The organism is Gymnodinialimonas sp. 202GB13-11 (assembly GCF_040932485.1).
GTDB classification, from domain to species: Bacteria; Pseudomonadota; Alphaproteobacteria; order Rhodobacterales; family Rhodobacteraceae; genus Gymnodinialimonas; species Gymnodinialimonas hymeniacidonis.
This window is the reverse complement of the sequence record NZ_JBFRBH010000001.1, coordinates 2,728,714-2,748,514: the sequence shown is the minus strand read 5'-3', so window position 1 is coordinate 2,748,514 and position 19,801 is coordinate 2,728,714. Positions and strand designations below refer to the sequence as shown.

Below are 19,801 nucleotides of genomic sequence, written 5' to 3'. Positions count from 1 at the left end.
CCCACCGTCCCGTAGGGCGCTTCACAAAATGACGACGTCGAGCGGCGGGAAGCCGTTGAAGCCAATAGAGGCATAGGTCGTTGTGTAGGCACCGCAATTCCTGATCCAGATGCGATCACCTGCCTTGAGGCCAAGGGGCAGGGCGACGGGACGTTTTTCGTAGAGAACGTCTGCGGAATCGCAGGAGGGGCCGGCGAGGATGCAGGGGCCGAATGGCTCATGATCGCGTTCGGTGGCGAATTGGTAGCGGATCGCTTCATCCATCGTTTCGGCCAGACCGGAAAATTTGCCGATATCGAGGTAGACCCAGCGGTGCAGATCATCGGGGGATTTGCGGGAGACGAGAAGAACCTCGGCGGCGATCATGCCTGCTTCGGCGACAAGGCCGCGACCGGGTTCGGCCATAATCCGCGGGACGTTGGGGAACCGGGCCTCGACCAGTTCCATCACCTGTGCTGCGTAGGCGGTGGGGTGGGGGATGTCGTCGCCATAGAAGGCAGGGAAGCCGCCGCCGATATTGAGCAGGTCGAGAGCGAAGCCTTGGTCCCGTGCGGTTCGCCATACTTGCGCGATACCGTCGAGCACAGGGGCCCACATGGCAGGATCGCGCGTTTGGGAGCCGACATGGAAGCTCAGGCCGACCGGGCGAAGGCCGAGCGCACGGGCGTCGTGCATCAGGGAAATGGCGGTGTCGTGGGTGGTGCCGAACTTGCGGGTGAGTGGCCAGTCAGCGCCGGATGCGTCAACCAGAAGGCGGACATAGACCTGCGCACCGGGGGCGTGGTCTGCAATCTTTTCAAGCTCTTCGCTGGCATCCGCGGCGAAGAGGTCGACGCCGACCGAATGGGCAAAAGCGATGTCAGCAGGTTTCTTGACCGTATTCCCGAACGAAATCTGCGCGGGCGCGGCACCTGCATCGAGGCAGATCTGGATTTCGTGGCGGGACGCGGCATCAAAGCCGGAGCCGAGTGCGGCAAGGCGCTTGAGGATCGCGGGTTCGGGGTTCGCCTTGACCGCGTAGTGGATGTGAGCACGGCCCAAACCTGCTGCGAGCGCCTGATATTGCTGAGCCACGTGATCCACGTCGAGGATCAGCGTGGGACGCTCAAAGCTATGCGCGCGAGCATATGCTTCGGCTCGGGATACGGATACGGGCGCGCCGGTGGGCGCGGGAAACGTAGCGGTCATGACGTTCTCCAAGAGATCGTAAGCCCCCCACTTAAGGGGACAGCGTTGCGTTCAAAGGGAGACGTTACCGTCGCTACGTAACTGCGATGGTTATCCCGAAGCGAGGCTTCGACTTACCACCCGTGACAGAGGCGCGTGCGTTGGCGTCTATATGTGAGCGGGCGTTTCAGGCAAAACAGGATTCGGATCAAGAGGGAAATTGCACGCTTGCGCGGAAAAATACCGACATGTGCAAGGGGAGGACAGAATGGTGAATTTGAACAAGGTCGAGCGCGCGCTGATCGAGGGGAATGCGGCGCTGATTGTTGTGGATATTCAGGCCTCTACCTTCATTGATGCGAGTGAGGTGCGGTCGATTGACAACATGCCGGGTTACCGGGAGCGGATGGAGGCGGCGCGCGGTGCGATTGATGTGGCGCGGGAATGTGGCATCCCGGTGATCTTCATTCAGGAAGTGCACCATCCCAGCGGCGTGGATTTCGGGCGAGAGCTGGATGGGGACGAGGATGTGCATTGCCTGGAGGACAATCCGAAGACGGCCTTGGCGGTGGAGCAGATGGATGTCCGGCCCGAGGATATCGTGATCCGCAAGCGGCGCTATTCGGCGTTTTTCGGGACGGATTTCGAGATTTACCTGAAGGGATTGAAGGTCGACACGCTCATTCTTGTGGGCGGGCTGACGGATGTGTGCGTGCATTACACCTTCGTTGACGGGCATCAGAGCGATTACTTCTGCCGGGTGATCGAGGAGTGTGTGGCCGGGTCGAGCGTTGAGGCGCATGAGGCGGCGTTGCGGGCGATGGAATACCTTCAGACAGGGGCCGTGCGGTCGCTGGACGAAGTGCAGGCGGCGATACGGGCTTTGAACTGAGGCTGGATTATTTGGGGGACGCTGCCCCCGTCGCCAAAGGCCCCTCCCCCGAGGTATTTTTGAAGCAAAGAAGGTGGGTGCGCTCTTTTGGGCCGTCACTCAGCGGCCGTGGGTGCGGTTGTAGGGATTTGTGCCGGGTTGTTGGTGGGCAGTCGTGTGCTCGGTATCGAAGACCTCGATCTTGAGCGGGTAGCAGGGTGTGGTGTCGGAGGAATGCTCCGCCCCGCAATCGCCGCCCGGGCAGGCGGAGAGGGCGCCTAGAAGGTCAATCTCAGCGCGGAACTCCAGCATGTCGCCGGGGCGGACGGGAGAAGCCTTCATGAAGTACTGTCCGGTGTCGCGGGTGAAGCCGGTGCACATGAAGACGTTCAGGACATCATGGACGTGCAGTTCGGCCTCGTGTAGCGGCAGGCCGGTCTCATCGGCGAGCGCGCGGGTGAGGTTAGAGTGGCAGCAATGGTGGTATTGGTCGCCGGAGTTCAGGAGCGCGTTGGTGTAGGGGTCGCAGCGTGTGCCGATGACGTCGTGGACCGCGCCGCCGTATTCGTCGATGCCGTACCAGTCGAGGCTGTCATGAGTGACGATGGCCATGGCTCGCAGGTGGGGCAGGTTGGACCAAAGCGTGTCGCCAGTGGTGACATGGGTGCCGTGGAGCGCGCGGGTTTTGCCGGAGAAGAAGCGTTCCGAGAGGTCGTGGGCGTTCCAGAGGTTGAGATCGCCCACCTGCGGGCCGTCGACGGAGGTGATGCGGATGGTTTGGCCGGCCTTGGCGCGGAAGGTGGCGGCCTCGCGCGGTTGGGCTATGGATGTGGTGATCGGGCCAGTGTGCGTGGAGGGGCCGAGGTTTGCGGGCTCGGGGAGCGTCTCGGGCGGGTAGCAGACGACGGGCTGGATGGCGCGGCGGGAGGCGGCATCGGCGGGTGGCATGGAGTGCTTGGGGCGGCGGTTGGGCATCTTGGACCTTCGAGGAATCGCACACGGTATGTGCCAGTGGCGCAGTTTGTTGCACCTATCCTACGAGGATCATGCCAAGGCGCGAAAGATCGAAAAAAGACCCCGAGGCAGGACAAGAACCTCGGGGTCAAGGGGGCAGAAGACGGGGCCACTTGGGCCTGCCGGTTACGAGCTTTGGGGAGAGGCAGGGAGCTCGGGCGGCGCCTGTGGGGCCGTTTGAGTGGGCGTCTTCTGCGGGGTTTGCGGGTGGCCATGGCGTGGGGTGCCGAAGATGGTTTTCGACGGGTCGCGCGGGGGGCCGTACCAGTCTTCGTTTCGGGTCATGTACATCGTCAGGGCTAGGGCGAAGAAGGCGAGGGTGGAGCCTGCGAGCAGGGCATAATCGGCCGATTGCAGGATCAGGTAGAGGACCGCGTAGGTGATCGCGAGCATGAGGCCGAGGATCAGGGTGCGCAGCCCGAGTTTCAGGCCGACGAGCCCGAAGAGGGTCAGCAGCGCGGTGGTGGCCCCGGCGGAGAGCAGGTAGGCCGCGCCGAAGCCGATTTGCTCGGCGTAGGAAACCATCAGCAGCACGAAGGTGGATTGGGCAAGGCCGATCAGGATGTACTGCACCGGGTGGGTCGGGCGTTTGGTTGCGCCTTCGATCAGCAGGACTGTCAGAAAGGTCAGCGCGACAAAGAGGATGCCGTAGCGGGCGGCGCGGTAGGCCTTTTGGTAGAAATCGTTGGGTTGGAAGTATTGCAGACCGAAGGCGGATTGTGACCTGGCGGATTGGTCGTGGTCTTGCCGCGAGGCTTGTGGGAGGGGACGGGCGAGGTGCGGAATGTCCCATGTTGCCGAAAAGCCGGTCGCGCCGATTTCGCGCATATTGGGTAGGAAGGCCCCGGTGAAGCTGGGATGGGGCCAGTCGGAGGTGATGGTCACAGTTGATTGGCGACCCATGGGTGTGGCGCGCAGCGTGTCTGCGCCGTTGAAGCCTAGGGTGAGCGTGTAGCCGTTATGGTCGCGTGGATCGCCGAGGGCGGCGATGACACCCGCTTGCCCATCGGCGCGGGGTTCGAGTTGGATCGTGTCGCTGCCAGTTTCGAGGGACGCCTCGCCTCGGAGCGCGCGGTTGTCGGACACGGTGAGACGGAGGCTGGCCTCGGACCAGAGGATTTCCTCATTGGAGCGGATTTGGCCCGGAGCACTGTCGAGATCGTAGGTCAGGCCCATGGTGGCGAGCGCCTGGAAGACGGGCACGTCGAAGAGGCCACGAGAGCGGATTTCGGTTTCCGTGGTGAGGTCGAGGGCGAAATCCTCTGGCAGCAGGTAGATCGGGTCGGTGCGGCGGATGCGGGGGACCTGGCGGATCTCTTCGGTTTCCTCGCCGGTATCGGGATCGGTGACGGTGAAGGTCTCATTCACCTGAAAGGTGCCCTGGACCGGTAGGATCAGGACGGGGCCGGAGAGGAGTTGTTCACCACCCCATTCGCGACCGATGTCGCGGATGGTCTGTTGAGCGAGATAGTCGCGTTCTTCGACCACGAGTGAGACGAAGAAAGTGGGGATGAACATCAGCACGGCGAGGAGGCCGACGATCAGGAAACGGGTGCCGAGGGAGCGCATGTATAGGTCCTTGGTTGGGGCAGTCTTGGGCCGACCTTAGGGAGCGTCATGCGCGGGCGTGTGCAGGTGTTGTGCAGGTTTTGAGGTGTTTGCGCGGTCTTCGCAAAAGGAGCGGCTTGCGCCGCATTCCATCTATGTGCGCTTGTGCGCGGTGGTCGGGCCATTGGCCCGATTGGAGGCGCTGCCTCCAAACCTCCGGAGTTTTTGGGCAAGATGAAAGGGTGCGGGTTTAGAGCGTGTCGCCCAATGTCTTGCCGGAGAAGATGCAGCCGCCGAGGAACGTGCCTTCAAGCGCGTTGTGGCCGTGATAGCCGCCGCCGCCGAAGCCTGCGACTTCGCCTGCCGCAAAGAGGCCGGGCAGGGGCGTGCCATCGGGGCGGAGGCAGGCGCCGGTGAGGTCGGTGTGCAGGCCACCCAAGGATTTGCGGGTGATGATGTTAAGGCGGACGGCGATGAGGGGGCCGTGAGCGGGGTCGAGGATTTTGTGGGGTTTGGCCACGCGGATCAGTTTGTCGCCGATATATTTGCGGGCGGCGCGGATGGCGTTGATTTGCGCGTCCTTTGAGACCTTGTTGGTGAGTTGGGCATCGCGCGCCTCGATCTGGGTGCGGATTTTGGCTGGGTCCAGCGGGGCTTGCGGCGTGATTTGGTTCATGCCGGCGATGAGGGTGTCGAGGTCTTGGGCGACGACGAAATCTTCGCCCTTGTCCTTGAAGGCTTCGACGGCTTGGGTTGCACCTTTGCCCAGACGCTCATTTAGGACCGCGCGCCATTTGGCGGAGGTGAGGTCGGGGTTTTGCTCGGACCCCGAAAGCGCGAATTCCTTTTCGATGATCGACTGCGTCAGGATGAACCAGCTGTGGTCGTGGCCGGTTTGCAGGATGCGCTTCAGGGTGGAGGTCGTGTCGTGGCCGGGGAAGCAGGGGGCCTCCATCCTCGCGCCCTCGGCGTCGAACCACATCGAGGAGGGGCCGGGCAGAATGCGGATGCCGTGATTGGGCCAGATCGGGTCGAAGTTCTTGAGGCCTTCGGTGTAGTGCCACATACGGTCTTCGTTGATGGCGGCCGCGCCTTGGGCCTTGGCCTGCTGCGCCATTTGGCCGTCGACGTAATCCGGCACGCCGGAGATCATGTGGATGGGCGGCGGGCCAAGACGGTCGCTGGGCCAGTGTTCGCGGACAAGGTCGTGATTGCCGCCGATGCCGCCGGTGGTGATCGCGGTGGTCTCGGACGTGTAGCTGAATTGGCCGGTGACGGTGCGGTTGGTGGACTGGCCACGCTCTGCGCTGTCATCGGCGAGGATGTCGCCTTCGACGCCCTTCACCGTGCCGCCTTCGATGATCAGGGACGTGACGCGGTGGCGGAAGTGGAGGGTGATGTTGGGGTGCGCCTGGACGCGGTCGGCATAGGGTTTCACGACACCGGTGCCGGTGCCCCATGTGACGTGGAAGCGGGGGATGGAATTGCCGTGGCCGTTCGCATGGCCGCCGCCGCGTTCGGCCCATCCGACGACGGGGAACCAACGCAACCCGATGTCGTGGAGGTAGTCGCGCATGGGACCGCTTGCGAACTCGAGATAGGCCTCGGCCCAAGCGCGGGGCATGGCGTCTTCCGGGCGGTCGAACTGGGCGGAGCCGAACCAGTCTGATGCGGCTAGATCGCGGCTGTCGCGCAGGCCGAGGCGTCGTTGTTCGGGCGTATCAACCATGAAAAGGCCGCCGAGGCTCCACCAGGCTTGGCCGCCGAGCGATTGCGGGCCTTCCATGTCGAGAAGAGCCACTTTGCGGCTGCGTTCAGCTGCGTGGTAGGCGGCGACGAGGCCGGAAAGACCTGCGCCAATGATGATCGTGTCGTACTCCATGACTGGCAGGCTAGGGTGGCTGAGCGGTTCTGTCGATCCGGGCGTTGCGTCAGCCAATGGCGAGGTGGCCCGCGAGGCCTAGGGCAAAGCCGAGCACAGCGCCGAGGGCGGGGCGGGTAGAGCCTTTGATCTGCGCCTCGGGCGCGATGTCCTCAAAGAGCAGGTAGAGGATACCGCCGCCTGCGAGCGCGAGGATGGAGCCGAGCATGAGGTTGGCCTCGGCCAAGATATCGCGACCGATCCATGCGCAAAGGGGGCCAAGGGGGACCGTCAGCGCAAAGAGCAGCCAAAGGCGGGAAGTAGGGATGGTGTGGGCATGTTCCATCTCTCGCCAAGCAGAGAAGCCTTCGGGCACGTTTTGCAGGAAGATGAGGGCCGCGGTCAGCAGAGCGGCTGCGGGATTGATCATTAAGATTGCGCCAAGCGCCAGTGCCTCGGGCAGATAATCAAGTAGCATGGCCATGAACATAGAGCCTGCGCCGCCGCGCTTCTCCAACGCCGCATCGATGAGGCGGAAGAGCAGGCCTCCCGCAATGAAAAGCGCCACGAGAAGGGCAGCAGGGAGGCGGTCGGCGGCTTCGGGCACCAGCACGAAGCAGATGGCTGAGGCCAGCGCGCCGCCGCCGAAGGCCGTGACCCCGTGGCGATATTCCTCCGTGCTCCACCCTGGGAGGAGAGTGGGCACGCGTGACAGGGCAGCGCCCAGGGGGATGGAGAGGCCAGCGAAAGTGGCCAGCAGCAGCCCGCCGGGCAGCGTTGTGAGGGCATCAAGCATGGCGGCAGCGTAGGGTGTCAGGGTGGAATGGGCTAGAGCGCAGCCATCTCAACGGAGAGGATCGTCGGGAGGTGGCGGGCGACTTCAACCCAGCTTTCGCCCCTGTCTCGGGTCAGGAAGACCGAGCCAGTGTTGGTGCCGAACGCAACATGGCTGGGCGTGGCGGCCATGGCCTGACGTAGGACAGTGAACCAGGCAGCTTGAGGGAGGCCATTGCGTTGGGCCTGCCATGATGCCCCGCCATCAGTTGAGCGCCAGACGGCTGCTTTCGCGTCGGGCGGAAAGCGGCCTTGGCTGTCGCCATTGAGCGGAAAAGTCCAGATCGTTTGATCATCCTCGGGGTCGAGCGCGAGGGGGAAGCCGAAGGTCGACGGTAGGCCATCGGTGATGTCGTCCCAATGGCGACCTCCGTCATTGGAGCGCCAGACGCCGTGGTGGTTTTGCTGGTAAAGCAGATCGCCCGGTGCGCGTTGCATGTTATGCACGCAAAGGCCGGTATCGCCATTTGCAGGGGCGGCGGGGTGGATGTGGCCTTCGCAAGCCTCAGCGTTGGACAAGCGGTTGCGGCGCTCGAAACTGGCCCCGCCATCCTCGGATGCGAAGACCCCGGCGGCGGAGACTGCAAGCCAGAGTTTCCGCGGGTCCTCGGGCGAGGTAACGATGGTGTGCAGCACAAGACCCGCCGCGCCTGGGTTCCATTGATCGCGCCCTTCGAAAGCGGCGATTGCTTCGTTTTGCTGCCATGTCGCGCCGCAATCGTTGGAGATCAGGAGTTGCGCGGGATTGGTACCGGCGTAAACGAGGCCGTGGGCGGCGTGGAGGGACCATACAGCGCTGAAGCTGTCGCCAAAGGGCGGCGGCGTCGCGTCCCAGTTGATCATCGCAGCGAAATCAGGGTCGCCCGCGGCCCATTCATCCATTTTGCCGGAAGTCAGTTTGGAAAAGCTCCAGGTCTCTCCATGGTCGGAGGAGCGATAGATACCCGCGCCCGACCACTCATCACCGCCGCCTGCATAGATATTGGAGCCGTCAGAGACGACGTGAGCAATGCGCCAGCCATTGCAATGGGGTCCCGTTGCACGCCAGCCATCGGGGCCTTGGCGCAGCAGGAAGGCACCTTTGGTGGTTCCGATCAGAATTGTTTGAGTTGAGTTTGCCATGGCCCTCCTCCCGTTTTGAGGGTAGCACATTGCGCGCATTTGGTCTTGGGTGGCGTCATGGATGATACAGTCGAGGCGTTCGCAGAAAGCGCGCATTCCGGGCCTCCACGGCGGTTGGGCCAACGTTATGATCGTGACGGGTTTCTGCCTGATCCGGGAAATACGGTTGTGCGACATTTGGATTTGGATGCGCAGCCAGGGCAGGTGGTTTTGGCTGCGCGGTCGGCAATGATGGCGTTACCGGGGGCGGAGCGGTTCTTGTTTACGCCGGTCGAGAGCCTGCACATGACGATCTTTGATGGCGTGCTGGACAATCGGCGTGTGGCGGATGCATGGCCCGCGTGGATGGACCCGGATGCACCGGTTGAGGATGTAACGCGCGAGATATGCGTGCGGCTGGACGGATTCGAGGGGCCGGGTGAATTTGCCGTGCGGGTGGCAAAGGTCCGGCCCGGCGGGCTGGAGTTGTGCGGAGCGACAGAGGCCGATGAGGCGGTCGCGCGCGATTGGCGGGAGGCACTGTCAGAGGCCTTTGGCTATCGGCAGGGGGAGCATGACAGATATGGCTTTCACATGACCTTTGCCTATTCGTTGGATTGGCTGTCGGATGATTTGGTTCCGGTATGGAAAGAGGGGCTTGCGCGGATTCAAGCAGATTTGGTTGCGAAAGCACCGGTCGTTCCGCTCAGGCCACCTGCCTTCTGCCGGTTCGCGGATATGACTCGCTTCGAGGAGTTGGTGGGATTGAGGTGATCTGCCCGCGAGCGCCGGCGGAGATGCGCGAATTTAAGTCCTAAATCCCAAGATCTTTCAGTCGGACGCGCGCGCGTTTCCTGCTTATTTCTGACGCAATTGGCAACTAGATCCACTGCTCACAGAATCGCGCTGCCGTCCAATGCCTTTGCGGTGCACCGCGCGTCCTGCACTAAAGACTGAAGAGACACAGGATATGCCAAGTTTTTCCACTTCAAACGGTAGCACCGCGACCTACACCGATACGACGCCTGGCACTGGCGTGGTGATCGATTTTGATAGCCTCGACAACAGCTTCAACATTCAGGTCAACGGCGTTCAGCTTTTCGTCGGCGGGCCTGCAGGCGCCCCGAATGAGGCGGAATTCCAAAGCAGTGGCACGGCGGGTCAAACCGTGCGGTTTGCCGATGGCGACCTTTATGCCGTCAACACTCAGGAAATTTGGCAACAAGGCAATACGAACGGTGAGCCCATCGTCCGTCTGGAGATTAACCCGGACGGCACGATTTCGTTTTGGGGCGTCAAGACCACCAATGGTCCGTTGGAGCCGCTGGAATTGTTCAACGGGATGACCGTCAATACCGCAGCAATTGCGGCGGCATGGAACGATCCCGGTACGAATACCATCACCATGGGTCAGGCGGTAACGGGGCCAACCAATTCGAGCGGCGACTTCGAGGATGTCATCTGCTTTGCGGCTGGCACATTAATTGATACCGAACGCGGTGCAGTGCGCGTCGAGGACCTACGGGTCGGTGACCAGGTTCGAACTGTCGACGATGCATTCAAACCAATCCTTTGGATCGGATCGTGCGCCGTCACGCCCGAGCAGTTGGCGTCCAACCCAAAGCTCAGGCCGATCCTGATCCGCTCCGATGCATTGGGCGCCGGTTTCCCCTCAACGGACCTTGTCGTCTCACCTCAGCACCGCGTTCTCGTGTCCTCTGCTGTGGCGATGAGGATGTTTGGCGCAAAGGAAGTGCTGATCCCAGCAATCAAGCTTCTGCCGCTTGATGGGGTGGAGGTGCGGCAGGAGATCGCGGACGGCGCACAATACTGGCATTTCCTGCTTGAGACGCATGAGGTTGTCTGGTCCAACGGCATGCCGACCGAAAGCCTTTATACAGGTCCTGAAGCTCTGAAGGCTGTATCGACCGAAGCGCGGGAGGAGTTGCTAACACTCTTCCCTAGAATCGGAGAGGCCTCATTTGCGGGGCATCCGGCTCGTCCCATACCCGAAAAGGGCAAGAGGATGCGCAAGTTGGTGCAGCGGCACAGGATAAACAACAAACCGTTGATTGCCGGGGGAGCTCAACAAAGCGCCTCGGCCTGATCACCTACTCGCAGGCTGGTTCACCGGAGGTAATGTTGGGCCAGATCGTGTCGGGCAGGGGGTACCAATCCATTTCCGAATAGCTCCACGCGAACTGGTCTTCGCCGCGTGTGGCCAGCCCGTGAAGCTGGAACTGGAAGTCGTATCCGGTGTTGTGGATCGACCACCAGAAGGGATGGCGGGTGACGTTCGTGAGGTTCTGTCCGGCAGCGGTTTGGCACATGGCGCGCGCGGATATGGCCTCACCCGCGACAAGGGTTGAGATCACAAGGGTTGCGCAGGTGAGCATCACGGAGAAAAGGCGCGTGATCGGGTGCCAGAGGCTCAGCGCAAGCACGGCGGCTGTTATCGGCAGGGCGTAAAGCGCGATTTGGGGCGTTATGGATAGCTCCGCAATGCCCGGCAGGAATAGCAAGAGCGCAGGCGGGAAAAGGACCGCGCCGATGCCCCATGTCGGGCCGAACCGCAGAAGGCCTACGAGCATGGCGACGACCGAGAGTTGCGCCATGGCCGAGGCCCAAGGGCCGCCTTTGCCCTTGGTCATGCGGATCAGTCCGCGGATGGCGAAACCCGTCCAGAGCCCACCGCAAACGAGCGCGAGGACAAGCCAAAGAAGCGTAAACAGGACTGCGCCTGTGGCAGCAGTCATCGGTTGTCAGAGCTGCCGTTCGACCATCATCCTCTTGATCGATGCAATCGCCTCGGCCGGGTTCAGGCCTTTGGGGCAGGTTTTGGTGCAGTTCATGATCGTGTGGCAACGGTAGAGCTTGAAGGGGTCTTCTAGCTCATCCAGACGCTCACCCGTCGCTTCATCGCGGCTGTCGATGATCCAGCGGTAGGCGTGCAGGAGGGCGGCTGGCCCGAGGTAGCGGTCGCCGTTCCACCAGTAGGACGGGCAGGAGGTGGAGCAGGATGCGCACATCACGCATTCATAGAGTCCATCGAGTTTCTTGCGATCCTCGATGGACTGGCGCCATTCCTTTTCGGGGCGTTTTGTCTTGGTCTCCAGCCACGGCATGATGGAGGCGTGCTGAGCGTAGAAATGGGTCAGGTCGGGGATCAGGTCCTTCACGACGGGCATGTGGGGCAGGGGGTAGATCTTTACGTCGCCCTTCACCTCGTCCATGCCGTAGATGCAGGCGAGCGTATTGATGCCGTCGATATTCATCGCACACGATCCGCAGATCCCTTCGCGACAGGAGCGGCGGAACGTAAGGGTCGGGTCGATCTCATTCTTGATCTTGATGAGCGCGTCCAGAACCATCGGGCCGCAGGTGTCCATGTCGACGAAATAGGTGTCGACGCGGGGATTCTCACCATCATCAGGGTTCCAGCGGTAGATCTGGAACTTACGCACGTTGGTGGCACCTTCGGGCTTGGGCCAGGTCTTGCCCGTGCGGATGCGGGAATTCTTCGGGAGGGTCAGTTCAACCATGATCTAGGTCTCCACTCGGGTCATTCGGATGCGGGCGCGTGTCATTGCAGCAGCCCCTGAAGGATGTTCTGGCCGCCACCTACCAATGGGCTGAGTGCGCCGGATGCGGTGCATTGGATCGTGGCGGGGCGGGCGAGGATGTCGCCTACGGTGCTGGAGGCTGCCTCAGTATTTCCAAGCGCGATGCCGCCTGCGATCGTGATGATTTCCTGCGCAGAGGCGTTGTTTATGACGCAATCGGTTACAACGGTTGCATCGACGCCGGGGAAGCGGCGCTCGACCTCCTGGTTCACATAGGTGCGGGCCTGTTCGCGCGCGATCTGGTCGGCGGCGTCCTGGAAACCACCGACACATGCCGACAAGGCGATCAACGCGGGGAAAAGGAGAAATGCGCGCGTCATTGGAAAGCTGCCGCAGTGCATTCCATGGCCGCATCGTAGCCAGCCATGGAAGCAACAGCATCCTGTCGCGCTTGATGTCCGTCTGCCGCCATAATCGTTTCCGCTTCGGCCTCCGTCATGTTGTCGGTAAAGCAATCTGCAAGCATATGCGCTAATGCCACATGCAGGCCATGGTTGGCGTTTTCCTCAACGATGATGCTGTTTATGTCGTCGAGTATCATCTGCGCCCATACTGGTGTGGCGGTGACCGAGCAAACAGGCAGCGTGGTGGCGAGGCGCATGATCAATAGACCCGCGCCTTCGGCTTGATCTTATCCAAATCGATGCCGCCTTCGTTGTGGCCCATCAGAGGGTTCAGGTGGACGGGGCGATATTCGAGGTCGATCTTGTTGCCATCCACGCGGCTGATGGTGTGCACGCGCCAATCGTTGTCGTCGCGGTCCGGATAATCCTCATGTGCGTGGGCGCCTCGGGATTCCTTGCGCGCTTCGGCGCCCGCGATGGTGGCCAGAGCGTTGGGCATGAGGTTGCCCAACTCCAGCGTCTCCATCAGGTCAGAGTTCCAGACGAGCGAGCGGTCGGTGACGGCGATGTCGTCGAGTTTGCCGGCGACGTTGGTCATCTTCTCCAAGCCTTCCGCGAGCGTCTTATCAGTGCGGAAAACGGCGGCATCGGCCTGCATGGTCTTCTGCATCTCAAGCCGCAGCTCGGCGGTGGGGGTGCCCCCATCCGCGTAGCGGACGGCATCGAAGCGGCTGAGCGCCTTGTCGATGGCGGCTTGGCTAGCTTTGGGTGTCGCCGAGTTCGGGTCCACCACTTCGCCGGCCTTGATCGCAGCTGCGCGGCCGAAGACAACGAGGTCGATCAGGCTGTTGGACCCAAGCCGGTTCGCGCCGTGCACGGAGGCACAGCCCGCCTCGCCCACGGCCATCAGGCCAGGCACGATCGCGTCGGGGTCTTTCTTGGTCGGGTTCAGCACCTCGCCCCAGTAGTTCGTGGGGATGCCGCCCATGTTGTAGTGGACCGTGGGCAGAACCGGGATCGGTTCTTTCGTGAGATCGACGCCCGCAAAGATGCGTGCGGATTCGGAGATGCCCGGCAGGCGTTCGGCAAGCGTTTCGGGTGGCAGGTGGTTGAGGTGCAGGTGGATGTGGTCGCCATCCGGCCCCACGCCACGGCCTTCGCGGATTTCCATGGTCATGCAGCGCGAAACCACATCGCGGGAGGCGAGGTCTTTGTAGGTCGGCGCATAGCGTTCCATGAACCGCTCGCCTTCGGAATTCGTCAGGTAACCGCCTTCGCCGCGGGCACCTTCGGTGATCAGGCAGCCGGAGCCATAGATGCCGGTGGGGTGGAATTGCACGAATTCCATATCCTGCAGCGGCAGGCCCGCGCGCGCGACCATTCCACCACCATCACCGGTGCAGGTGTGGGCGGACGTAGCCGAGAAATAGGCGCGGCCATAGCCGCCAGTGGCCAGAACGGTCATTTTGGCATGGAAGACGTGCATGGTGCCGTCGTCGAGCTTCCAGGCCACGACGCCGACGCACTGGCCGTCATCGTCCATAAGAAGATCGGTGGCGAAGTATTCGATGTAGAATTCTGCGTCGTTCTTGAGCGACTGGCCGTACAGCGTGTGCAGGATCGCGTGGCCGGTGCGGTCGGCGGCGGCGCAGGTGCGCTGCACGGGCGGGCCTTCGCCGAATTCGGTGGTGTGGCCGCCGAAGGGGCGCTGGTAGATCGTGCCCTCTTCCGTGCGGGAGAAGGGAACACCGTAATGCTCCAGCTCATACACGGCCTTGGGCGCCTCGCGTGCAAGGTATTCCATCGCGTCGGTGTCGCCGAGCCAGTCCGACCCCTTCACTGTGTCGTACATGTGCCAGTGCCAGTGGTCTGGCCCCATGTTGCCAAGCGAGGCCGCGATGCCGCCTTGCGCCGCCACTGTGTGCGAGCGGGTCGGGAACACCTTGGAGATGCACGCGGTTTTGAGGCCCTGTTCGGCCATGCCAAGCGTTGCACGAAGCCCGGAGCCGCCTGCCCCAACAACGACAACGTCGTAGGTGTGGTGGGTGACATCATAGGCCGGGGAGATGGTATCTTTCATCTGAAATGCCTCTCAGAGAGCGATTTGAACAAGCGCCACAAGGCCGCCGAGCGCGATGCCGTAGCTCAGAATCGTGGTTGCGACGATGGCGGCTTTGCGCGTCAGGTCGCGGGTGTAATCCTCGATCAGTGTCTGCATACCCAGCCGCAGGTGGTGGCTTCCTACGATGAGGTAGGCCGCAACGACCAGAGCGGGAATGGGGCGCGACAACGTGGCCACGACATCTGCATGCTCGGACCCGAGGGCCGAACCGATGATGCCGAGGAAGAAGGGCGTCAGGATCAGGAGTGCGACGGAAGTGACCGTCATTGTCCAGTGGTGGCCAGTGCCGGAGCGCGCAGCGCCCAAACCAGTGACACGTTTGCGGTCGGTTACGAATGCCATATGCGTGTGCCCCCTCAGATCGCGATAAGTGTCAGGAAGGTGAGCGCGACGGAACCGATGATCATGCCCCAGCCCATTTTGTCGGCCGTGTCGACATCGAGACCGTAACCTGCATCCCAGATCAGGTGCCGCACGCCGCCAAGCGCGTGATACCAAAGGCCAAGAACTGATAGCGTCATGATCAGGTCGCCGAAGAAAGATGTGACGATACCGTCGATCGTGGCGAAATAATCCGGGCCAGAGGCGGCGGCCATCATCCACCAGACAACAAGGATTGCCGCGACCAGCATCGCGTTTCCCGTGATCCGCACGAGGATCGAGGTGATGGAGTTCAGTTGCGGACGATAGATCGTCAAATGCGGTGAAAGCGGGCGATTGCCTCGGTTCACATCGGCCATGGCTGGAGTCCCCCTTTGGGTGTGCCGTCAGGTCTGGCTTGAAGCCGGTCGTTGCCATATCAATAGCAAGTTTCACGCAACTGTCACGCGAGCAGCTGTTGAAAATGCGGTGAATTATGGGGCTTAACGCCGCAGAATGCTGGAGCGTGATCACACTTGAAGGCAGTGTGATCACAAAATTGAATGCCGAGAGTGAAATTGGGGCTTCCACCGGGATATCTGTAGAAATCCTTTGGAAAAACTGAAGTTTTTTCGGCTCAGCGTGGAATGAGTACCCAGTAATCGAGATCGAGGAGAACATCCGGCAGATACTTGCCATCCTCTCCGCGCAGTTCACCTGCATTGACCTTGGTCGCGACCAGACGCAGGCGCAACGCGCCAACGTGGGGGTTGGTCGTTTCGGCCTTATCCAGAACCTCGGACCACGCGTAAACCGTGTCACCCGCCATGGCAGGGTTGGCGTGGGCGCCTGCGTTGATGCCCGCAATCAGTTGCGCATTGGCGAGGCCATTGAAGCTGAGCGCGCGGGCCATAGAGATGATGTGGCCGCCATAAATCAGGCGCTTGCCATCGGGGCGCGCGGTGACGTCGAAATGCACCTTGGCCGTGTTCTGCCAAAGGCGGGTGGCCATCATATGCTCAGGGTCTGTCAGGGTCACGCCATCGACGTGGTCAATGATCTCGCCCACCTCGTAGTCGCCCCAGCGGTGCGGCTCTCCGGCCATGGCGAAATCATAATTCGACCAATCGAGGCCCTCTGGAACCTGCAAATCCTCTGCCTCGACGGCTTTGGCGAGGTCAGGCACTACCGTTTCCGGCGCGGGGGCAGAGGTGTCGCGTTTGCGGACCATGACCCAGCGGACATATTCGAGCACTGGCCGGTCGCCGTTGGCATAGCCGTGTGTGCGGACCCACACGATGCCGGTTTTTTCGTTGGAATTCTCCTTCAAGCCGATCACTTCGGACACTGAATGGATCGTGTCACCCGATTGGGCACGGGCGAGGAACCGCCCTTCGGCATAGCCCAGATTGGCTACCGCGTTCAGTGAGATATCGGGCACCGTTTTACCAAACACAGCGTGGAAGGTGATCAGGTCATCAAGGGCCACGAACGCACCGAATGTGCGGGCGCTTTGCATCGCGAAGCGAGGGCCGTAGAGCGCCTGATACATCGCCACATCGCCATCGTGAAGCGTGCGCGGCGTGGCGTGGTTGAGGATCTGGCCGACGTGGTAATCCTCAAAGAAATAGCCGGGGTTGGTTTTCGTGCTGCTCATTGTTGTCCCAGCTTCATGTCTGGTGCGTAGGGTGTTTCGATGTCCTTGGTGACAGCCTGCCCGCAGCGCACAACGCCGCGCGCCGCGTCGAATGTCATGGTTGGATCGCCGTGAAGCTCCCACCCTTTGGAAAGGGCTTCGGACACTTTGTGGCAGAAGGCCGAGGTGTCATCCTCGGTCAGCAAACGGTAGATTTTCATCGTTTATCCCCAGGGGGTGACGCCGAGCCAATAGTGGATGGCCATAACTACCGCCGTCACGACGATCGTTGCGACAATGGCAGAGACCTCTTTCTTGACAGGTACGGGATGTGGCGGTTCCCACGGGACACCGGCGCGTTTGAGGGTGATGACCTCAACCACTGCCCAGGCCAGCAGGCCACCGAACAGGACAAAGGAAGCCAGATCACCGTTCACCAACAAGTGCGCGAAGGCCCAAACCTTGAAGGCTGTCAGTTGCGGGTTCTTGATGATGCGGGTGATGCGCGTTTTCGCACCCGAGGCGGCGAAAAGGTAGAAGGCGAACACCATCAGAAGGTTGTTGATTCCAACCAAAGCCGCGGACCGGCCCCACCAGACCGGGCCATCGGCGTTTTTGTAGCCGAAGACCATCAGCACGATGGACAAGACAAGAAGCCCGGCAACGATGCCTTTGCCGGCATCACCAAAACGCTCGCGAGACGCTGGGGCAACACGTTTCCACAGATGCGCGCCTGACCAGAGCAGGACGCCTGCGATTAGCAGGACCCAGCCCATTACGCGGCCTCCGTCGCAGCGATTGCATCGGCCTTGGCCAGCGTCGCTCGCGCGGTTTCAATGTGTAGGTTTTCGACGATCTTGCCGTCCACGACAGCGACGCCTTCGCCGCGCGCTTCTGCCTCTTCAAACGCTTCGATCTGGCGGCGGGCGAGGTCAATTTCCTCGGCGCTTGGGGCGAAGATTGCGTTGGCGGTGGCGACTTGTGCAGGGTGGATGAGTGTTTTGCCGTCAAACCCGAAGTCGCGGCCTTGCGCGCATTCCAGTGCCAATCCTTCTTCATCGCGGAAAGCGTTGTAGACCCCGTCGATGCAGGCAAGGCCGTGGGCGCGGGCAGCGAGAAGACAGAGTTGGAGGGAAGTCAGCATCGCCTCGCGCGTGCGTGCGTTCAGGTCTTTGGCAAGGTCGTTCGTTCCCATTACGAACCCCGCCATACGCGGGGCGGCGGCGATTTCAGCCGCGTTCAGGATGCCCTCGGGCGTTTCCATCATGGCCCAGATCTGGGTGACGGCTGTGTTTGGGTCGGCATCGAGAAGGGCTGCGAGGGCTTCGACATCCGCCGCCTTGTTTACTTTGGGCAGCAGTACGGCCTGCGGCTTGGCCGCGGCGATTGTGGCGAGGTCGTCTTTGCCCCAATCGGTATCAAGGCCGTTGATCCGCACGATTTGCGCGCGATTGTCATAGCCGCCATCCAAAAGCGTGTTCTTTAATAGGTCGCGTGCATTCGCCTTCTCATCCACTGCGACGGCGTCTTCGAGATCGAAGATGATCGCGTCGACAGGCAGCGTCTTGGCCTTTTCCATTGCGCGGGCGCGCGAGGCGGGAATGTAGAGCACGGAGCGATAGGGGCGGGTCATGGCGAGGTGGAATCCTTGCTGTCGTTTCCTCTGAGGGACCATATTCACGCTGCAAGCGCAAGTGTCTTGCTGCAATGCAGAATGTTGCGCAACAATATTTCGTGCCGATTTTCAACATTTTTGCGAGACTTCACCGGAAATTAACCGTTTCGATGCAATGCTGGTTCCATCAAAGGCCCCAAGAGCCTTGCCCATTCGGAGGTCGTTCCATGAGGAACCGGGCGCCGAATTGCTTTTGCTTTGGCCTGCAATCCGTCGCGCCCCTGACACGGGACTGACGACATGATGAAAAGAATCGCATCCATTGCTTTCGCCGGGTTGATCACATTTGTGGCTCTGCCTGCCGAGGCTCAGAACATGCTTTGCGGCCAACGCGAGATGGTCGTGAATGAGTTGACGGGCCGCTATGGCGAAGAGGTGCGCGGCATGGGGCTAGCGCATCAAAACCGCATCGTGGAGGTATTTGTTTCAGAGGAAACAGGGACTTGGACGATCACGGTAACTTCGCCCAATGGCATGACGTGCCTGATGGCGGCGGGCCAGCATTTTGCAACGATGGACCCGGTCGCAGCGGGTGAAGACCTGTAAGCCGGAGGCACTCGCGCTCCGGTTGAGGCCATCCGCCGCGCCGCAGCACCCTTGCGCCGGGGGCGGGCTGGGGCTACCCCTCCGCCCGACAAATCACCGGACCGAGGACCAGAGATATGGCCAGACCCAAGATTGCGCTTATCGGCGCGGGACAGATCGGGGGCACCCTTGCCCACCTTGCGGCACTGAAGGAATTGGGCGACGTCGTCCTGTTCGACATTGCCGAAGGCGTGCCGCAGGGCAAAGCACTCGACATCGCCGAATCCGGCCCGTCCGAGAAGTTTGACGCCAAAATGAAGGGCACCAACGACTACGCCGACATCGCGGGCGCGGACGTCTGCATCGTCACCGCCGGCGTGCCGCGCAAACCGGGCATGTCGCGCGACGACCTGCTGGGCATCAACCTGAAAGTCATGAAAGCCGTGGGCGAAGGCATCCGCGATAACGCGCCCGATGCCTTTGTCATCTGCATCACCAACCCGCTTGATGCGATGGTTTGGGCTTTGCGTGAGTTCAGCGGCCTACCGCATGAGAAAGTCTGCGGTATGGCAGGCGTTCTGGACAGCGCGCGTTTCCGCCACTTCCTTGCCGAAGAGTTCGACGTTTCCATGAAAGACGTCACCGCGTTCGTTCTTGGCGGCCATGGCGACACGATGGTTCCGTCGGTTCGGTATTCGACCGTTGCCGGTATCCCGCTGCCGGATTTGGTGGAGATGGGCTGGACCAGCAAGGAAAAGCTGGACGAGATCGTGCAGCGCACCCGTGATGGCGGCGCTGAGATCGTGGGCCTGCTCAAGACGGGCTCAGCCTTCTACGCCCCTGCCACTTCGGCGATCGAAATGGCCGAAGCTTACCTGAAAGACCAAAAGCGCGTTCTGCCGTGTGCGGCCTACTGCGATGGGCAGTTCGGTCTGAAGGGCATGTACGTGGGTGTGCCGACAGTGATCGGCAAGGGCGGCATTGAGCGTGTGGTCGACGTAAAGTTGAACAAGGACGAGCAAGCGATGTTCGATGCGTCCGTTGAGGCCGTCAAAGGCCTGGTCGACGCCTGCAAGCAGATCGACGAAACGCTGGCCTGAGCCACAGTTTCAAGCGATAT

General features: G+C 61.5%; 22 protein-coding genes. 5 read left to right on the top strand and 17 right to left on the bottom strand.

Annotation, left to right across the window (positions count from 1 at the left end):
* Positions 1-21: 21 nt before the first annotated feature.
* A complete protein-coding gene (locus tag V8J81_RS13890) occupies positions 22-1,188 on the bottom strand; it encodes a type III PLP-dependent enzyme (RefSeq protein WP_368476348.1) in 1,167 nt (388 codons plus the stop codon).
* A 247-nt stretch (positions 1,189-1,435) separates the two neighbouring features.
* Between V8J81_RS13890 and V8J81_RS13885 the strand changes: the two genes are divergently transcribed.
* Positions 1,436-2,059: a cysteine hydrolase family protein gene (locus V8J81_RS13885; RefSeq protein ID WP_368476347.1), complete on the top strand. Its 624-nt coding sequence runs from the start codon at positions 1,436-1,438 to the stop codon at positions 2,057-2,059.
* A gap of 99 nt (positions 2,060-2,158) precedes the next feature.
* On the opposite strand, the gene V8J81_RS13880 is transcribed toward V8J81_RS13885, so the two are convergent.
* The 5 genes from V8J81_RS13880 to V8J81_RS13860 all read right to left on the bottom strand — a co-directional run bounded on the left by V8J81_RS13880 (position 2,159) and on the right by V8J81_RS13860 (position 8,417).
* The gene (locus tag V8J81_RS13880; RefSeq protein WP_368476346.1) at positions 2,159-3,013 is read right to left on the bottom strand and encodes an urea carboxylase-associated family protein; all 855 of its coding nucleotides are present in this window, start codon (positions 3,011-3,013) and stop codon (positions 2,159-2,161) included.
* Between the two features lie 165 nt (positions 3,014-3,178).
* Positions 3,179-4,621, bottom strand: a complete 1,443-nt coding sequence (gene creD, locus V8J81_RS13875; RefSeq protein ID WP_368476345.1) for a cell envelope integrity protein CreD — start codon at positions 4,619-4,621, stop codon at positions 3,179-3,181.
* Positions 4,622-4,850: 229 nt separating this feature from the next.
* The gene (locus V8J81_RS13870) at positions 4,851-6,482 is read right to left on the bottom strand and encodes an FAD-binding dehydrogenase (RefSeq protein ID WP_368477647.1); all 1,632 of its coding nucleotides are present in this window, start codon (positions 6,480-6,482) and stop codon (positions 4,851-4,853) included.
* 49 nt (positions 6,483-6,531) lie between these two features.
* The gene (locus V8J81_RS13865; RefSeq protein WP_368476344.1) at positions 6,532-7,257 is read right to left on the bottom strand and encodes a ZIP family metal transporter; all 726 of its coding nucleotides are present in this window, start codon (positions 7,255-7,257) and stop codon (positions 6,532-6,534) included.
* A 32-nt stretch (positions 7,258-7,289) separates the two neighbouring features.
* On the bottom strand, positions 7,290-8,417 hold the full coding sequence (locus tag V8J81_RS13860) for a WD40/YVTN/BNR-like repeat-containing protein (protein ID WP_368476343.1): 1,128 nt from the start codon (positions 8,415-8,417) through the stop codon (positions 7,290-7,292).
* A 57-nt stretch (positions 8,418-8,474) separates the two neighbouring features.
* Here V8J81_RS13860 and V8J81_RS13855 point away from each other — a divergent pair, with 57 nt between their 5' ends.
* Both V8J81_RS13855 and V8J81_RS13850 read left to right on the top strand, forming a co-directional pair.
* A complete protein-coding gene (locus tag V8J81_RS13855) occupies positions 8,475-9,170 on the top strand; it encodes a DUF1868 domain-containing protein (protein ID WP_368476342.1) in 696 nt (231 codons plus the stop codon).
* A 196-nt stretch (positions 9,171-9,366) separates the two neighbouring features.
* Positions 9,367-10,503, top strand: a complete 1,137-nt coding sequence (locus V8J81_RS13850) for a Hint domain-containing protein (protein WP_368476341.1) — start codon at positions 9,367-9,369, stop codon at positions 10,501-10,503.
* A 4-nt stretch (positions 10,504-10,507) separates the two neighbouring features.
* Here V8J81_RS13850 and V8J81_RS13845 read toward each other — a convergent pair whose 3' ends face one another.
* From V8J81_RS13845 to V8J81_RS13795, 11 genes are all read right to left on the bottom strand, one after another.
* Complete coding sequence (locus V8J81_RS13845) at positions 10,508-11,152, bottom strand: hypothetical protein (RefSeq protein WP_368476340.1); 645 nt, start codon at positions 11,150-11,152, stop codon at positions 10,508-10,510.
* A gap of 6 nt (positions 11,153-11,158) precedes the next feature.
* Positions 11,159-11,938, bottom strand: a complete 780-nt coding sequence (locus V8J81_RS13840) for a succinate dehydrogenase iron-sulfur subunit (RefSeq protein ID WP_368476339.1) — start codon at positions 11,936-11,938, stop codon at positions 11,159-11,161.
* Between the two features lie 41 nt (positions 11,939-11,979).
* Positions 11,980-12,339, bottom strand: a complete 360-nt coding sequence (locus tag V8J81_RS13835) for a succinate dehydrogenase (RefSeq protein WP_368476338.1) — start codon at positions 12,337-12,339, stop codon at positions 11,980-11,982.
* Complete coding sequence (locus tag V8J81_RS13830; protein WP_368476337.1) at positions 12,336-12,620, bottom strand: hypothetical protein; 285 nt, start codon at positions 12,618-12,620, stop codon at positions 12,336-12,338. Before V8J81_RS13830 ends, V8J81_RS13835 begins: the two co-directional genes overlap by 4 nt.
* Positions 12,621-12,622: 2 nt before the next feature.
* On the bottom strand, positions 12,623-14,443 hold the full coding sequence (gene sdhA, locus V8J81_RS13825) for a succinate dehydrogenase flavoprotein subunit (RefSeq protein WP_368476336.1): 1,821 nt from the start codon (positions 14,441-14,443) through the stop codon (positions 12,623-12,625).
* 12 nt (positions 14,444-14,455) lie between these two features.
* On the bottom strand, positions 14,456-14,827 hold the full coding sequence (sdhD, locus tag V8J81_RS13820; RefSeq protein WP_368476335.1) for a succinate dehydrogenase, hydrophobic membrane anchor protein: 372 nt from the start codon (positions 14,825-14,827) through the stop codon (positions 14,456-14,458).
* Between the two features lie 14 nt (positions 14,828-14,841).
* Positions 14,842-15,225 carry a succinate dehydrogenase, cytochrome b556 subunit gene (gene sdhC / locus V8J81_RS13815; protein WP_368476334.1) on the bottom strand — a complete coding sequence of 128 codons (384 nt, stop codon included), beginning with the start codon at positions 15,223-15,225 and terminating at the stop codon, positions 14,842-14,844.
* A gap of 257 nt (positions 15,226-15,482) precedes the next feature.
* Positions 15,483-16,502: a MaoC family dehydratase gene (locus V8J81_RS13810; RefSeq protein WP_368476333.1), complete on the bottom strand. Its 1,020-nt coding sequence runs from the start codon at positions 16,500-16,502 to the stop codon at positions 15,483-15,485.
* A complete protein-coding gene (locus V8J81_RS13805) occupies positions 16,499-16,702 on the bottom strand; it encodes a DUF1737 domain-containing protein (RefSeq protein WP_368476332.1) in 204 nt (67 codons plus the stop codon). The genes V8J81_RS13810 and V8J81_RS13805 overlap by 4 nt, the downstream gene beginning before the upstream one ends.
* Before the next feature lie 3 nt (positions 16,703-16,705).
* Positions 16,706-17,257 carry an NnrU family protein gene (locus V8J81_RS13800; protein WP_368476331.1) on the bottom strand — a complete coding sequence of 184 codons (552 nt, stop codon included), beginning with the start codon at positions 17,255-17,257 and terminating at the stop codon, positions 16,706-16,708.
* Positions 17,257-18,114, bottom strand: coding sequence for an HpcH/HpaI aldolase/citrate lyase family protein (locus V8J81_RS13795; protein WP_368476330.1), 858 nt, complete (start codon positions 18,112-18,114; stop codon positions 17,257-17,259). The genes V8J81_RS13800 and V8J81_RS13795 overlap by 1 nt, the downstream gene beginning before the upstream one ends.
* Before the next feature lie 282 nt (positions 18,115-18,396).
* Between V8J81_RS13795 and V8J81_RS13790 the strand changes: the two genes are divergently transcribed.
* Positions 18,397-18,702, top strand: coding sequence for a hypothetical protein (locus V8J81_RS13790; RefSeq protein WP_368476329.1), 306 nt, complete (start codon positions 18,397-18,399; stop codon positions 18,700-18,702).
* A gap of 116 nt (positions 18,703-18,818) precedes the next feature.
* Complete coding sequence (gene mdh / locus V8J81_RS13785) at positions 18,819-19,781, top strand: malate dehydrogenase (protein ID WP_368476328.1); 963 nt, start codon at positions 18,819-18,821, stop codon at positions 19,779-19,781.
* The last annotated feature ends 20 nt before the right edge of the window (positions 19,782-19,801 follow it).